A 15,584-nucleotide genomic window follows, 5' to 3' on the forward strand; every position below is an offset into this window, starting at 1 on the left:
AGGGGGCAAGCCTCCTCCCTCATTTAGAGTGCATTTCAAGTCAGACCGGTTGCAGTTTTTGCTGGAATACCGAGACCCCATCCAAGTCGCGCAAAGTCACAGTCAACTCCGCTGTCTGCCCATCAATCTGCACTTCGCCAAAAAACTGAAACCCGGCAAACGGCGAGGTGTTCTGCGCGGGTGGGGCCTTCTCGAACACCACCTCAGGGCCAAAGGTTTTATCCAAGGGGTTCGGGCCGAAGCTGCCCGCATTCAAAGGCCCGGCAACAAACTCCCAGAACGGCTCAAAATCCTGAAACGCCGCCCGATCCGGGTGATAGTGATGCGCCGCGCAGTAGTGCACATCCGCCGTCAGCCACACGTGATTACGTACTTTCTGCGCGCGCAGAAATGCCAACAGTTCGGCGATTTCCAGCTCGCGCCCTTGCGCCGGGCCGGGATCACCATTGGCAATCGCCTCCCAGCGCGGCACGCCGGGGCTGACTTCACCGTCGGGCACACCCAGGCCAATGGGCATGTCGGCGGCGATCACTTTCCATTGCGCCGTCGAAGCCTTGAGTTCGCGCTTGAGCCAGTCCAGCTGTTCGCGGCCAAGGAAGGGTTTTTCACCGCCCAGATTGTCATCGTTGCCGCCGCGATAGCTGCGCATATCCAGCACAAACACATCCAGCAGCGGCCCGTAGCTTAGCTTGCGATAAATCCGCCCGCCGCCATCGGCGCCCTGCAAACGCATCGGCGCATATTCCAACCAGGCCTGGCGCGCACGACCGACCAGGGTGTTGATGTCCTTGGTCTGGTAACGCTCATCGAGTTGCTTGCTGGGCGACCAGTTGTTCACAACCTCGTGGTCGTCCCACTGCCAGATCTGCGGCACTTCAGCATTGAAGCGGCGTACGTTTTCATCCAGCAGGTTATAGCGGTAGTTGCCGCGGTATTCGTCGAGGGTTTCAGCAACTTTGCTCTTGGCCTCGGTGGTGATATTGCGCCAGATGCGTCCGCCTTCGGTGGGCAGTTGCGCCGGCACCGGGCCGTCGGCGTAGATGGTGTCGCCGCTGTGGATAAAGAAGTCCGGCAGGCGCAGGCGCATGGCTTCGTAGATGCGCATGCCGCCGATGTCCGGGTTGATGCCGAAGCCTTGGCCGACGGTGTCGCCACTCCACACAAACCGGATGTCGCGACGCTGTTGCGGCACGCTGCGCAGGTGGCCGAACCACGGCTCGCTGGCGATACCGGTTTGGGCATCTTCGAAGTGCACACGGTAGAAGATCGCCTGGTCGGCGGGCAGCCCGGTGAGTTCGACGCGGGCGGTGAAGTCGCTGCGGTTGTCGGCCAAAGGCGAGATGAATCGGCGTGGGTTGCTGAACACGCTGCGGGTGTCCCACTCCACCACCATCCTCGCCGGGCGGTCGCTGCGGCTCCAGATAAGGGCGCGGTCGCCCAGTAGGTCGCCGGACTGTACGCCGTCGGTGAGTTGCGGCCGGTCCTTCACCGAAGCAATCACCGCCGGCGCCAGACCCGGCAGCAAAAGGCCGGCGCCGACGACTTGCATCACACGGCGCCGGCCCAGATCGAAATGGCTCATGCAGGTGCCCTCTTGAGTATCAAAAGGGCCACTTAAGCACGCGCTTATGACACCGGTGCGACAGCCAGTTCCACCGTTTCAGGACGTTTGATCACGGCATAGACCAAACCGGTCAACAGGCTACCCGCGACAATCGCCAACAGGTAAAAGAGCGCGTGGTTGATTGCACCCGGGATCACCAGCACAAACAGCCCACCATGGGGCGCGGCGAGTTTGCAGCCGAAATACATCGACAAAGCGCCAGTCAACGCGCCACCGGCGATGCTGGCAGGGATCACCCGCAGCGGGTCTTTAGCCGCAAACGGGATCGCGCCTTCAGAGATAAAGCACAGGCCAAGGATCATCGCGGCCTTGCCGGCTTCGCGCTCGGTCTGGGCAAATTTACGACGCGCCAGGAACGTTGCGATGCCCATGCCAATCGGCGGCACCATGCCGGCCGCCATGGTCGCGGCCATCGGCGCCCCACTGGACGCTGCCAGCAAACCCACCGAAAACGCATAGGCTGCCTTGTTGATCGGCCCGCCCAGATCCACGCACATCATGCCGCCCAGCAGGATGCCCAACAGCACCGCATTGGTGGTGCCCATGGTGCTAAGGAAATCCGTGAGACTGGTCAGCATGCGCGCCACAGGCGGGCCCACCAGATAGATCATCGCCAGGCCGGTAATCAGGCTCGCCAGCAACGGGATGATCAGGATCGGCTTGAGCGCCTCCATGCTTTGCGGTAATTGCACAGCACGGGTGATCAACTTGACGCAGTAACCCGCCAGGAAACCGGCAAGGATGCCGCCGATAAACCCCGCCCCCAACGTGCCGGCCAACAGGCCGCCGATCATACCCGGTGCGATACCCGGACGGTCGGCAATCGAGTACGCGATATAACCCGCCAACAGCGGCACCATCAGCGTAAAGGCACTGTTGCCGACGGTTTTCAACGCGGCCGCCAAAGTACCTTCCTGCTCGAACGCGTGAATGCCAAAGGCAAACGACAAAGCGATCAACAAGCCGCCCGCCACCACCATCGGCAACATGAACGACACCCCGGTGAGCAGGTGTTTGTACACGCCGGTTTTTTCTTTCTTGGCCACGGCAGCGTTGCCCGCGTTTTCCACGGCGCCTTCGGCCAAGGCCTTGTTAAGGGTCGCTTCGGATTGCTTGAGGGCAATGCCGGTGCCGCAGCGGTAGATCTTCTTGCCGGCGAAGCGCTCGGTGGCGACTTCAATGTCCGCCGCGAGCAAGACCACGTCCGCGTTGGCGATAGCCTCCGGGCTCAGCGGCGTGCGTGCGCCGACCGAGCCTTGGGTCTCGACCTGCAAGTCATAGCCCAGGCGCTTGGCCGTCTGCTGCAAGGCTTCGGCGGCCATGAAGGTATGGGCCACGCCAGTGGGGCAAGCGGTAACCGCGACGATACGCGGTGCCTGCTTCGACGCCGCTGGCGCTTGGCTGGCGACATGCACCAGTGCTTCTTCAGCGCCCCGGCGCAATACCGCTTCAACATCCGCCAGCGCTTGGGCCGGCGTGCTCTGGAACACGCGCTTGCCAACAAAGCGCTGCATATCCACCGGCGTGCTGCTGACCAGCAACACCCACTCAGCAGCGTCGATGGTCGCCTGGGACAGCGCGCGTTCCGGGTGCTGCACATCCACCACTTCAACGCTGGTGCTCCAACCCTGGCGTTGCGCGGCAGCGTCCAACAAGCGGGCACACAGCACACTGGTGACCATGCCGTTCGGGCAGGCAGTAACAATGGCTAACTTCATCACAAACCCTCTTATTGTTCTGTCAGCGGGCGTACGAGGACGCCGCTTTCGAGGTGCGCCAACTGCGCGTCATCGCTGATGCCAAAACCGATCTGCGTCACCGCCATCGCAGCAATCGCAGTGGCGCGGCGCAGGGTGTGCTCGGGGGCTTCGCCGCTGAGCAGACCGTGGAGCATACCGGCCAGCAGCGAGTCGCCGGCGCCTACGGTGCTGGCCACCGCGACCTTGGGCGGCGTCGCATGCAGTGTGGCGCCCGAGCTGTACCAGCTCACGCCTGCGGCACCGTCGGAGACAACCACATGTTCCACACCTTGTTGATGCAGTTGGCTGATGGCATCCGCAGCGTTATCCAGAGCGTCGGCGAGTTCCTCAGTATTGGGTTTGACCAACCATGGGCCCGCCTGCAAACCGGCGCGCAACGCTTCGCCGCTGGTGTCCAGCGCGACTTTCAAACCGAGGTGTTTCAACTGCACCAACACCCCATGCAACCACTGCGGGGTGACGCCGCGAGGCAAGCTGCCGGCGACCACCACCGCGTCATGCCCGGGGGCAATTCGCGTGAGCTGATCGAGCAACGCCTGTTGCGCCTGCTCACTGACCAGCGGCCCTGGCGCGTTGATGTCGGTGACCCGGCCGTCCTGCTCGGCAATCTTGATATTGCTGCGGGTTTCGCCGGGGACGCGGATAAACGCGTCGGCAAAACCACGGCGTGCGATCAGGGCCTCAAAAGCTTGAGGATTGTCCTCCCCCAGAAAGCCGCCCACGGTCACCTGATGCCCAAGATCTGCCAACACTTGCGCCACATTCACACCCTTGCCGGCGGCATGGGTGAGCACGGTGTCGCTGCGGTTGACTTCACCGGGTTCCAGGCGCGGCAGGCGCACCGTAAGGTCCAACGCCGGGTTCAGCGTCAGGCTTAGAATCCTTGCCATTTACACGGCCTCCACAAGGGCACGCACTTCAGCAGGAGAACCCACCGCCAGTGCTTTTTGCGCCAGGCCCTGGGCCTCGCTCAGACTGAATTCACGCACCCGCGCTTTCACTTCAGGAATGCTGCGGGCGGACACACTCAACTCATCCACACCCAAGCCGACCAGCACCGGCACCGCCAGCGGGTCTGCCGCCAGCTCGCCGCATACGCCGACCCATTTGCCATGGGCATGGGCCGCACGCACGGTGATATCGATCAGTTGCAGTACCGCGGGGTGCAGGCCATCGGCCTGGGCCGACAAGGTCGGGTGGCCACGGTCGATGGCCAGGGTGTACTGGGTCAGGTCGTTGGTGCCAACGCTGAAGAAGTCGACCTCTTTGGCCAGCACCGGCGCCAACAACGCAGCGGATGGCACTTCGATCATGATGCCCAGTTGCAGGTCGGCCACCGGGATTTCCAGGCGCAGGCGCTCGGTCATGTCCCGGGCTGCGCGCCATTCATCAACGCTGCCGACCATGGGAAACATGATGCGAAGGGGACGGTTATCCGCCGAGCGCAACAGCGCGCGCAATTGCGCCTCCATGATCTGCGGGCGTTGCAGCGTTAGGCGAATGCCACGCACACCAAGGAAGGGGTTTTCTTCCTCGGCAATCGGCCAGTAAGGCAACGGTTTATCGCCGCCCACATCAAGGGTGCGCACCACCAGCGGGCGCCCGTCGAGGCCGTCGAGAACGCGGCGGTATTCGGCTTCCTGGGTGGCTTCGTCCGGGGCTTGCGGGTGGGCCATGAAGATCAGTTCGGTGCGCAACAGGCCAATGCCTTCGGCGCCCTGCTCGACCGCTTTGGCAACACCTGCGCTCTCGCCAATATTGGCAAACACTTCCACGGCGTGGCCGTCACGGGTGACAGCTGGCTCGTGACGCTGGGCCGAGGCGGCTTGCAAGCGTTGTTCGCGGGTGTCGCGCTCGACGGTAGCGCGTTGCAGGGTGGCGGCGTCGGCGTCCACGTGCAGGCGACCGCGCTGGCCATCCAGCAACAGCGGCGTGCCGGAGGCCAGCAGCAACACGGCCGGACCGGCGCCGACCAGCGCGGGGATACCAAGGGCACGGGCGACGATAGCGCTGTGGGCCGTAGCGCCACCACGGGCAGTGAGGATGCCGGCAACGCGAGCCGGGTCCAGACGGGCAACGTCTGAAGGGCCGACTTCGTCCATCACCAGGATGTAGGGCTCGGTAGGCTCTTGGGCGGTTTCGACACCGCACAGTTGGGCCAGCACCCGCCGACCAATGTCACGCAGATCGGCGGCGCGTTCAGCGAGAAGAGCATCCTGCAACGACTCCTGCTGCTTGGCGGCGGCTTCTATCACGCTCATCCAGGCGGCTTCGGCGCTTTCGCCTTGCTTGAGACGGGTGTCGACTTCATCGGTGAGTTCCGGGTCGTCGAGCATTTCCTGGTGGGTGATAAAAATCTCGCGAATGGCCTTGGATTGGCTGCGCTCGATCAGGCCATGGATATCGCGGCGTACCTCAGCGAGTGCATCTTGCAGGCGCTGGCGCTCAATGGCCGAGGACTCACCGCGCAGCGGGTAATCGAACACTTGCTGGATCTGCACATGCGCAGGGCCGATGGCAATGCCGGGCGCAGCGGCGATGGCCTGGACCTGGCTGCCGGCCAGCGGTGCGCTGAGCGTGGGTTCGGCCTCAACGATGGCAGGCTGGGCGCTCGCGGTCGGCAATGGCTCGACCTCTTCACCCAGGCCCTCTTCTACTGCCGCCAACAGCGCGGGCAGCGCATCACCAGCAATGGTCGGCTCGGCGACAAACTCCAGCACCTGGCCGCGACGGGCGCCCAGGCTGAGCAACTTGCTCAGGCTCTTCACCGACACGGCGCCCACGGGGCCATCGACGATGCGCACACGGATGTCGCCTTCAAAACTTTTTGCCAATTGCGCGAGGATCTTCGCCGGCCGCGCGTGCAGGCCATGGGCGTTGGCCAGGGTGATGCGGGCACTCGGCCAGTCCGGCGGCAGTTCACCGCCCAGCACTTCGAGTACCACACGGCTGCTGGTGGCGCGACCCAATTCCTGGCCTCGGCCTTCGATCAACAGCGCGCACAGGCGTTCAAGCAACGCCTGATGGGCTTCGCCCAGGCTGGCCAGGCAGAACAGGCCATTGAGCGGCTGACCGAGATAGCGCATGGGTTTGTCGGGCGTGACGAACGCCAGACCAGGGCGCTTGACCGTCTGCTCGCTGTGCAACCACCACAAGCCATCGCCCAGGGGCAACGCATCGACCTGCTGCAACACAGCGGCGAAACCATTGCTCACACAATCGGCCTGGCGCAACAGGCGTGCGCCTCTCCAGACAAGCTCTTCGAAGTCATCGGCGGACACGCCCAGGCTGATCATCTGCGCGTCCAGCGCCAGCTCCTGCGGGGCGCCTTGCAGCAGTTTCAGCAACGCTTCAGCGCTGCCAGCACGGCGCAAGGCCTGGCCCAGATCGGTTTCACCGAGGGCGCGGGTGAGCAGTTGCAGCAGGCGTAGGTGTTCGTCGGACTTGGCGGCAATGCCGATGGCCAGGTAGACAATCTGACCGTCGCCCCAGTCCACCCCTTCGGGGAACTGCAACAGGCGCACGCCGGTGGAAAACACTTGGTCGCGGGTTTCGGGAGTGCCGTGGGGGATGGCAATACCCTGGCCGAGAAAGGTCGAGCCTTGGGCTTCACGGGCTTGCAAGCCGCTGAGGTATCCCTCGGCGACCAGGCCATCAGCCACCAGTTTGTCAGCGAGCAGGTGCAAGGCAGCAGATTTATCCGCAGCCACTTGGCCCATGGATATCTGCTCTACAGTGAGCTCAAGCATGCCGTTCTCCTAGTTAGTGCAATGGGTGCACTAGGTATTGTTTTGAATAAAACAGTGTAGAGGCGTTCGGTAATAACTGACTGAGTAGTCAATTGGCAGTAGGCACTCAGTAGCGAACGTCGTAAAAATACGCTGGCTGAAACGTTTAATCTAGAATTTAAGGCAGATTACGCGTTAATTGTGCATCCTTGAAGGACCACTCGGCACTTGAGCTGGAACATGGGTCGTAGGCTGGAATCGGTTACGATTGGAAAAAATGTCGGGGCAAGCTCCAAAAAACAAGGAAATCCCGGTTTGAAACTCAGTGATATCGCGCGTCTAGCCGGTGTGTCCGTGACCACCGCCAGCTACGTCATCAATGGCAAGGCCGAACAGCAACGCATCAGCAACGCCACCGTTGAGCGAGTGCGTGCCGTGGTCGAAGCCCATGGCTTTACGCCCAACCCCCAAGCCGCCGGGCTGCGCAGTCGGCACACGCGCACCTTGGGCTTTATTCTGCCCGACCTGGAAAACCCCAGTTACGCACGAATCGCCAAGCTATTGGAACAAGGCGCCCGCGCGCGCGGCTATCAGTTGCTGATCGCCAGTTCCGACGATGAGGCGGACAGCGAGCGCCAACTGCTGCAACTGTTCCGCGCGCGGCGTTGCGATGCGTTGTTCGTGGCCAGTTGCCTGCCCGCCAGCGATAACAGCTACCGCGAGCTACAAGCCAAAGGCTTACCGGTGATCGCTATCGACCGGGTGATGGAACCAGACCAGTTCTGCTCAGTGGTCAGCGACGACCGCCAGGCGTGCCAGCAACTGACCAGCAGCCTGCTGCAACCACTGCCCAAACAGATCGTGCTGATCGGCGCACGGCCTGAGCTGAACATCAGCCAGGAGCGCGCTGATGGTTTTCGTGAAGCGCTGCAAGGCTTCACAGGCGAGGTGATCGTCGAACACGGCGAATCCTTCAGCCGTGATTGCGGCAGACAGTTGATGGAGCAACTTCTGCAACGACTGGGGCATTTGCCTGACGCACTGGTGACCACGTCCTACGTGCTCTTGCAGGGTGTGTTTGACGCGCTGCATGACTTCCCACTCAAGTCGCGCCCGCTGCGCTTGGGCACCTTTGGTGACACTCAGCTGCTGGATTTTCTGCCGCTGCCGGTCAACGCCATGGCCCAGCAACATCAACTGATTGCCGACGCTGCCTTGCGCCTGGCCTTGGCCGCGATTGAAGAAGAACAGTACCAACCGGGCGTGCATGCCATCGGCCGGACCTTCAAACAGCGGATCCACGAGGCCTGAGCGTGGAGCTGATCGACACCCATACCCACTTGGACTTCCCGGACTTCGACAACGATCGCCCGCAAGTCCTCGCCCGCAGCCGTACACTTGGGGTGCAACGCATGGTGGTGTTGGGGGTGTATCAGCAAAATTGGCAGCGACTGTGGGATCTGGTGCAGGCGGATGAAGGATTGTTCGCGGCTTTCGGCTTGCACCCGGTGTACCTGGACGACCACCGTCCCGCCGACCTCACGGCATTGGGCGACTGGCTGAGCCGCCTGCACGGCCACCGGCAACTGTGTGCGGTGGGCGAAATTGGCCTGGATTACTTCCTTGAACACCTGGACCGCGAACGCCAGCAGAGCCTGTTCGAAGCCCAGCTCAAACTGGCCGTGGACTTCCAACTGCCGGCGCTGCTGCACGTACGCCGCAGCCACGCAGCCGTGATCGCCACCCTCAAGCGCATCCGCCTGCCACGAGGTGGCATCATCCACGCGTTCGCCGGAAGCCGGGAGGAAGCCCACGAGTACATCAAGCTGGGCTTCAAGCTCGGCCTCGGCGGTGCCGCCACGTGGCCCCAGGCTTTGCGCATGCACAAGGTGCTGGCGCAATTGCCGCTGGACGCGGTGGTACTGGAAACCGACGCCCCCGACATGGCACCGGCCATGTACCCAGGCCAGCGCAATAGCCCTGAGCACCTGCCCGAGATCTGCACCGCCCTGGCCGAACGCATGGGCACCAGCCCGCTATTGCTGGCCGAGGCGAGCACACGCAATGCGTGGGAGCTGTTCAAGTGGTAAGGCCGGGATCACCGCTTGCAGGTTAAGGGTCATTCGCTGCCGATGGCGGGCGTAGCGCAGCACCAGGAAATGCACCAACAGCACCAACAGTGACACGTTGAGCTGGCCGATCACGCTGATCAGCCCCACCCATTCAGTCACCAGTGCCACGATCAGCACCACGCTGGTCAATATCGCCATGCTCGGGCGTACCAGCGCCCAGTGGTCCAGCGCTTTGAAGTGGCGCAATTGCCGTGGGCAGTTCAGTTCCAACACATGCTGACAGTAGGGGCAGTCGAAGGGTTCTTCGATGGCGATGGCATTCAGTTGCCAGGGCTTGAGTTAAAACGTGATGTCGCAATGGGCACAGTGCCCCTTGATGCCAGCGGCGGTGGTCATCGTCGTGCCTCCCCTTAAGCGGGATTGAGTGAAATAAATTCTCACTCATTCCCGCGAACAAAAAAGGCATCCAGGGAAATCCAGACGAGAACTACATCACCAGAAGACCAATCCTACTCCGCCCCCTTACACGCGAAAGGCCCCGATCAATTGCTTCAACTCGATCACCTGCAATGAGAGCTGCCGGCTTGCCGCCTCGGTCTGATGTGCGCCTTGGGCCGCATGTTCGCCGGCCCGATTGATTTCGACGATGTTCTGGTCGATATCGTGGGCGACGGCAGTCTGTTGTTCCACGGCGGCAGCGATTTGCTGGTTCTGGTCGACGATCATGCCGACGGCGCCGAGGATATTTTCCAGCGCCTGCTGGACCTTTTCCGATTGGCCGACGGTACCGCTGGCCATTTCATGGCTGGTGCCCATGGCCTTCACTGCCGCGCCGACACCGCTGTGCAGGCGGCTGATCATCTGTTCGATTTCTTCGGTGGAATGCTGAGTGCGCCGAGCCAGCGTGCGCACTTCATCGGCCACCACCGCAAAACCGCGTCCCTGCTCACCAGCCCGCGCGGCCTCAATCGCCGCGTTGAGCGCCAGCAGGTTAGTTTGCTCGGCGATGCTTTTAATGACTTCCAACACGCTGCTGATCGACTGGCTGTCAGTGGCCAGTTGGTTGATCACCCCCACTGACAAATCTATCTCCGAGGCCAGCCGCGCAATGCTGCTCTGCTGGGATTGCACCAGTCCACGGCCACTTACGGTTTCATCGTTAACGCTGTGAGCACTGCTGACCGCCGCGGCCGCACTGCGCGCCACTTCCTGGGCGGTGGCCGACATCTGGTTCATGGCCGTCGCCACTTGTTCGATTTGCGTGCGCTGGCCAGAGACCGCTTGATTGCTGCGGGCCGAAACTTTTTCCACTTGTCCGGCCTGCAGTTCGACCTGGCTGACGGTGTGACCGACGCGTTCGATCAAGTCATGGATTTTCGCCACGGTGCCGTTGAACACCTGGCCGAGATCGCCCAACTCGTCGCGGCTTTGGGCGACAAACGTGACGGTCATATCGCCGGCCGCCACCTTGTCCATCATCGCCCCCAGGCGTCGCAGGGTGGTGCGCGTCGAGGCGTAGAAGCCTGCGTACAGATAGAAGATCAGCAGAAATACCGCTGTCAGTGCCGAGACCAGTACCACCATGTGTGTACGGTTCTGCGCCAGGCGCTGATCCAGTTGCTGCCCGAGAAAACTCAGGGTGGCGTCATCGAGCTGATAGGTCTTGGCCATCAATTGGCTGACGCTGTCGTAGAAAGCCTGCCAAGGAGCTTCGAGGGTTTCAGCCATGACCACCTGCTCTTCAAACAACTCGCTGCCTTGCTTGAGGCTGGCGTTGCTGGCCTTCGCCAAGCCATCAAGCGCAGCGTGAGCGGCTTTGCTGGAGCCCAGGGCGTCCTGCAATTTTAAGCCGTATTCGGCTTGGAGTTTTTCCAGCTGTTGCAGCAGTTCGTCAAAACGGGTGCTTGAGGAGGAATTGAGGAAGCCCTGTCCCAGGGAGTAAGCGCCCATCGCCCGCCCCTCTCCCAGGGTTTGAGTGACTTGGGGGGTGACACTGGTGATCAGTTCGCTGAGTTGGCGTAAATCGCTCTGCGGGTCACGGCTCAAGCCGGATTGGCTGGCAATGATCTGGCTGAGCATCTGCGCTTTATTCAGCAACTTGCCGATCAGCGCACTTTTGCTCAGCAACGAAGTTTCCTGTTGCTGGGCCTTGAAGGCGGCGATCAGTTCGTCGCGCTTGCCTTCAAACACGGTGATTTGCTCGGGCTCGGTGGCCATCGGGTTGAGGCCTTGCAAACGGGTGAGCACGCTCTGCTCCAAGGCGCCGATCTTGGCCTCAAGGTCACCGGCTTTACCGGACTGGCCGAGGGTTGCGTTGATCTGCACCTGGTTATTCAGGGTCTCCAGATCTCGGCGCAGGGCCAGGCTGCTGCCGAGCAGATCAAGGCTTTGCAGTTCGACACGGGTGCCCTGGAATTCGCGCCAGGAATCACGCACCAGGTAATAGTTGGTCGCGAGCATCGGCAGCAGGAACAGCACGCTGATCAGGCTGAACTTCATGCCGAAGCTCAGGCGATTCATCAGCGCGATGGCGGGATAGAGCAAGCTCTTCACAGGTGAACTCCCTTTTCTTTTATTTTTATTGAGGCGCAGGGCGGCGGCAGAAAGCCACTATTTGGCGCTCTGTCTATATAGCTCAATTTCAAAGGGAGTTTTGTAACTTAAGGTTAACGACAGGAGCGAAGGACTCGCTCCTGTCGGAGGGTCAAGGCAGCACAGTCCAAATGGCGAAACCGGCATACCACAGCACTGCCGCGCGCAGCAGCAGCTCCCAAAGCCGATCCAGGCTATTGATGCCGTCTGCACCTACCACCGGCGGCGGGATTTCAGCAGCGACCAGGCCGACTTTTTCCACCAGTTGCGCGGCGCTGATGTCCCAGTTCAGCAGCTCGTGAAGCATGACACGACTGACCGCGACGAAATTGCCCACCAAGGCAAAGCTGGCCGCCAGCAGGCGCACCGGCAACCAGTCAAACGCATGACGCAATTGCCCGGCGCGTTCGGCTACCAGTGGGTTCTGGCTGTGCTCACTGGCCAGGGCCAAAAGCCGATAGGCCAGCGCGGCGACCGGCCCCAACAGGAAGTACCAGAAAATCACTGCGAAAAAGCTCTGGTAAGCCTGCCACAACAAATGGCCCTGAACGCGTTCCAGCAGTTGCTCACCGCTGTCGGCACCCAGCTTCAGGTCGCGCTCGGCCACGTGCTCGGAAGCTTGCAGATCACCCCGGCGCCAGGCGTCGCGAAACGGCCCAAGCCCGGCCAACAGATCACCACGGCCCAAGCTGTAGATCACCACCAGCAGGTGCACCGGCAGCGCCAACAAGCCATAGGCCACCGGTTCCAGCACCAGCAGCAACAACGCCAGCAACGCCACCGGCAGCAACACCAACAGGACCAGAATCAGCCAAGGTTGCTTGCCCAGGCGCGGGCTCGACTCCAACTTGGCCAATTCACGCAACCAGCCGCCGTCACGCTGCAATCGCTGGCGCATGGCCGAGAACTTCTCGATCCACACCGCCAGCACCAATACCAGAAAACTCATCGTGCGTGTCCTCCATCCTGCAGAGCGCTGCGAAAGCGCGTCCAATCAAAAGCGGGGCCGGGATCGGTCTTGCGCCCCGGGGCGATATCGCTGTGACCGCATATGCGCTGCGGCGTAATACCGGGATAGGCTGCCAGCAACTGAAGGGTAAGGTCGATCAGCGACCTATATTGGGCGTCGGTGAAGGGCAGGTCATCCGTGCCTTCCAGCTCTATACCCAAGGAAAAGTCATTACAGGTTTCACGCCCTTCGTAGCATGAAACCCCTGCATGCCAGGCGCGGTCGATGCAGGACACAAACTGCGTCACCGCGCCGTCGCGCTCAATCAGAAAATGCGCAGACACCCGTAGCTCTGCAATCCCTTCAAAGTAGGGATGTTCCGTGACATCCAGGCGATTCTGGAAAAACTCCTGCACCTTGCCAGTGGCGAACTGCGCCGGTGGCAGGCTGATGTTATGCACCACCAACAGTGAGATTTCGCCTGTGGGGCGCTCGTTGAAGTTGGGCGAAGGGCAATGGCGAATGCCCTGGCACCAACCGCTGGCGGGGTCCAACTGCATACAGGATCCTTGAACGTGACTAAGTGTGACCAGTATGCCGCGTTCGACCCCGTGGTTGCGATCACTTGCCGCGATTGAGTTGACGCAGTTGCCCCACCACTGCCGCCAGTGCTCGCTCGAACAGCGGCCCATCATCCAGGATGTACAGCGCCCCACGCTTGAACGCCAGCGCCAGTTGGCCTGCACTTTTATCCAGGACTTTGAGCCCGGTGCGGCCAACAAAAACGTAGGTATTGGCCGGTGCCATGATCGCCATCAGCTTGCACCGCAGAGCGCTGGGCTGCCCTGGCTGGAACACGACCCAGTCACCGATCCGCAATTTGTAAACCTTGAGCAGGTCCGGATCATCCGCCGGGAGATCTTCAACTGAACCAGGCGGCGTTGTGCTGAGCACTAAAGGTTCGCGCACTTCGATCAACCCATCGACACCCTCGGTCGGCTGGACATGCAGGGCCTGCAAACGAACAAAAAAATCACGGGTGCTGAAGGGGTCGAAGGCTGCACTGGTCAACCCGTCGCGTAGGGCCTTGAGCAAGCCCGGCAACTGCTCTACTAAATGGCCCCCGGCTTCGGTGTCTTGCGGCAGGCTCACACTCCAGATCAGCTCATCCATGGTCCGCAGCGCTGCTTGCCATTGCACCGACTGCTCGCCGTACTTGAGGCTGGCCAGCAACAGCACCTGACTCCAGGCCTGTTGCAGAAACAGCACCACAGCTCGCGGTAAAACCTTGCCCAATAGCCGTCGATTGAGCACCTCGGCCACCCGCGCTCGCGCCGCGTCAGTGCGCACGCGCCCTTCTTCGGCGTCGCGAGTGTGCTGCTCAAGCAACTCGCAGCGCCGACGCTCATCAGCGGTAAACGCATTGAACTCAGTCAGCAACAGGGAAAAAATCGCCGGGTCTTCGATAAACTCATTGAGCAAACGCTGAACCACCTGCTCGATGCGCAGATACAGGCTGTCGCGCTGGTAGTCAGCGACCGGGCTCCAGCCCATGGCGGTCGTGGCAATTTCATTCAACAGGCGCCGCGCTGGGTGGCTGGCACGGCTGAAAAAACTCTTGTCCAGCACTGCCACTTTCAGCAGTGGGATCTGCAGTCGGCCGATCAAAGCCTTGAAGGCGTCCGGCACGGTGCGGTCGTTGAGGATAAATTCGAACAGCAAGGCGATCAGGTTGATTACATCTTCGTCCGCATCCTCCACGACCCGCGACTTGCCACTTTTGACGCTGACACGGGTGAGCAATTGCTCAAGCTGGTTACGCAGGTCGAAATCATCTTCGACTTCCGGTTCCGGCACGTACTGCTGCAAATGGGACAACAGCCGCAACAGGTCGCGGGTGGCGATGGGCTGGGGTTCTGCGCTGGCCTCAAGCGTAGGCGACACGCTACCGCGCACGGGGGCCAACAGCGCCTGCAAAGCGGCGAAGGCTTGCTGGCCATTCTCGTCGACGGGTTGCTCCGCGCTGGGCAATGCTGCTTCACGCTGGTAATCACGAGTGGCGCGCTCGCCAGGGCGACGGGAGGGTACAGCCTTGAGTTCCGGCAATACGCCGGTGGCGCCCAGCAACTGGTTGGCTTCCCCGTAGAGTTGGTCGGCGTCACTGAGCACGTATTTTTCAAACAGTTTGAGCATGATCAGTTTGACGCGGATCTCCACACCCAAACTGCGCCCCGCACGCAGGAAAAACTCGCACAGTAGCGCCGGGCCCAAAGGGTTTTCACGATCACCCAGGTTATTGCCCAGCAAGGCACTCAAGCGCGCGGTCAACTGCCCAAGCGCCAGGCCGTCTCGGTTGCGCACCCGGCCGACCATGGCCTCAAGTGCCACGGCTTTTTCCAATTCATCCTTGGATGAACTTGGCGCCGTGTCATAGGACATCACCGGCACCATCTGAAGCTCGCCCCTCCCCGCCTGGCCCAGGCCGCCAAAGGCTTGGAATAACCGCTCCATGAACACGCGCTCGAAATTCTTGCGCTTGAGGCGCAGGTCGCGCATGGCTTCAAAAAAAATATGGTGATCCACGTTGCTGCGGGCCTTGTCGGCCATCTCGAACAACGTGTCGTCGGCGTTATCGAACAATTCCTGCAGCCCCTGCTGCAACTGTTGCGCGGCTCTGTCGCGAACCTGCAGCAGTACCACCGGCAGGCGCGCGAGCGGCGATGGCGTGGCGTGTGCCCTGTTGATTGGCACCACCTTTCCGTCATTGTGCATCCTGGCCTCCTGAAACGGCGGTATTGAGTTGGGGAAAGATCGGGTACAGGCCCGTTGGGCGCTGTGGAAACCGCTCATCACCAGGAC

The 15,584-nt window shown here is 61.5% G+C and carries 10 protein-coding genes and 1 pseudogene; 2 read left to right on the forward strand and 9 right to left on the reverse strand.

All coding sequences use genetic code 11. The annotated features are described in order from the left end of the window. Positions 1 to 40: 40 nt before the first annotated feature. From ACKZ62_RS24335 to ptsP, 4 genes are read right to left on the reverse strand one after another with little or no spacing between them, the layout of a single operon-like run. On the reverse strand, positions 41 to 1,582 hold the full coding sequence (locus ACKZ62_RS24335) for an alkaline phosphatase D family protein (protein WP_447095927.1): 1,542 nt from the start codon (positions 1,580 to 1,582) through the stop codon (positions 41 to 43). Positions 1,583 to 1,626: 44 nt separating this feature from the next. Then, positions 1,627 to 3,342, reverse strand: coding sequence for a PTS fructose-like transporter subunit IIB (locus tag ACKZ62_RS24340; RefSeq protein ID WP_095183809.1), 1,716 nt, complete (start codon positions 3,340 to 3,342; stop codon positions 1,627 to 1,629). Positions 3,343 to 3,353: 11 nt separating this feature from the next. Next, positions 3,354 to 4,274: a 1-phosphofructokinase gene (pfkB, locus tag ACKZ62_RS24345; RefSeq protein ID WP_032886209.1), complete on the reverse strand. Its 921-nt coding sequence runs from the start codon at positions 4,272 to 4,274 to the stop codon at positions 3,354 to 3,356. Then, positions 4,275 to 7,133, reverse strand: a complete 2,859-nt coding sequence (gene ptsP / locus ACKZ62_RS24350) for a phosphoenolpyruvate--protein phosphotransferase (protein WP_447095928.1) — start codon at positions 7,131 to 7,133, stop codon at positions 4,275 to 4,277. A gap of 294 nt (positions 7,134 to 7,427) precedes the next feature. Here ptsP and cra point away from each other — a divergent pair, with 294 nt between their 5' ends. Together cra and ACKZ62_RS24360 are read left to right on the forward strand one after the other, a co-directional pair. Continuing rightward, positions 7,428 to 8,423 carry a catabolite repressor/activator gene (gene cra, locus ACKZ62_RS24355; RefSeq protein WP_095183806.1) on the forward strand — a complete coding sequence of 332 codons (996 nt, stop codon included), beginning with the start codon at positions 7,428 to 7,430 and terminating at the stop codon, positions 8,421 to 8,423. A 2-nt stretch (positions 8,424 to 8,425) separates the two neighbouring features. Next, entirely contained in the window at positions 8,426 to 9,202 is a 777-nt protein-coding gene (locus ACKZ62_RS24360) for a TatD family hydrolase (RefSeq protein WP_099601105.1), read from the forward strand. On the opposite strand, the pseudogene ACKZ62_RS24365 reads toward ACKZ62_RS24360, so the two are convergent. From ACKZ62_RS24365 to ACKZ62_RS24385, 5 genes and pseudogenes are all read right to left on the reverse strand, one after another. Continuing rightward, positions 9,149 to 9,580, reverse strand: a pseudogene (locus tag ACKZ62_RS24365) (hypothetical protein). The gene ACKZ62_RS24360 and the pseudogene ACKZ62_RS24365 overlap by 54 nt on opposite strands. A gap of 126 nt (positions 9,581 to 9,706) precedes the next feature. Then, complete coding sequence (locus tag ACKZ62_RS24370) at positions 9,707 to 11,737, reverse strand: methyl-accepting chemotaxis protein (protein ID WP_447095929.1); 2,031 nt, start codon at positions 11,735 to 11,737, stop codon at positions 9,707 to 9,709. A 151-nt stretch (positions 11,738 to 11,888) separates the two neighbouring features. Next, a complete protein-coding gene (ampE, locus tag ACKZ62_RS24375; protein ID WP_095183802.1) occupies positions 11,889 to 12,725 on the reverse strand; it encodes a regulatory signaling modulator protein AmpE in 837 nt (278 codons plus the stop codon). Next, on the reverse strand, positions 12,722 to 13,285 hold the full coding sequence (gene ampD, locus ACKZ62_RS24380) for a 1,6-anhydro-N-acetylmuramyl-L-alanine amidase AmpD (protein WP_099601103.1): 564 nt from the start codon (positions 13,283 to 13,285) through the stop codon (positions 12,722 to 12,724). Before ampD ends, ampE begins: the two co-directional genes overlap by 4 nt. Before the next feature lie 61 nt (positions 13,286 to 13,346). Then, entirely contained in the window at positions 13,347 to 15,497 is a 2,151-nt protein-coding gene (locus tag ACKZ62_RS24385; protein ID WP_447095930.1) for a DUF1631 domain-containing protein, read from the reverse strand. Positions 15,498 to 15,584: the final 87 nt, after the last annotated feature.

Source organism: Pseudomonas sivasensis, from assembly GCF_052938085.1.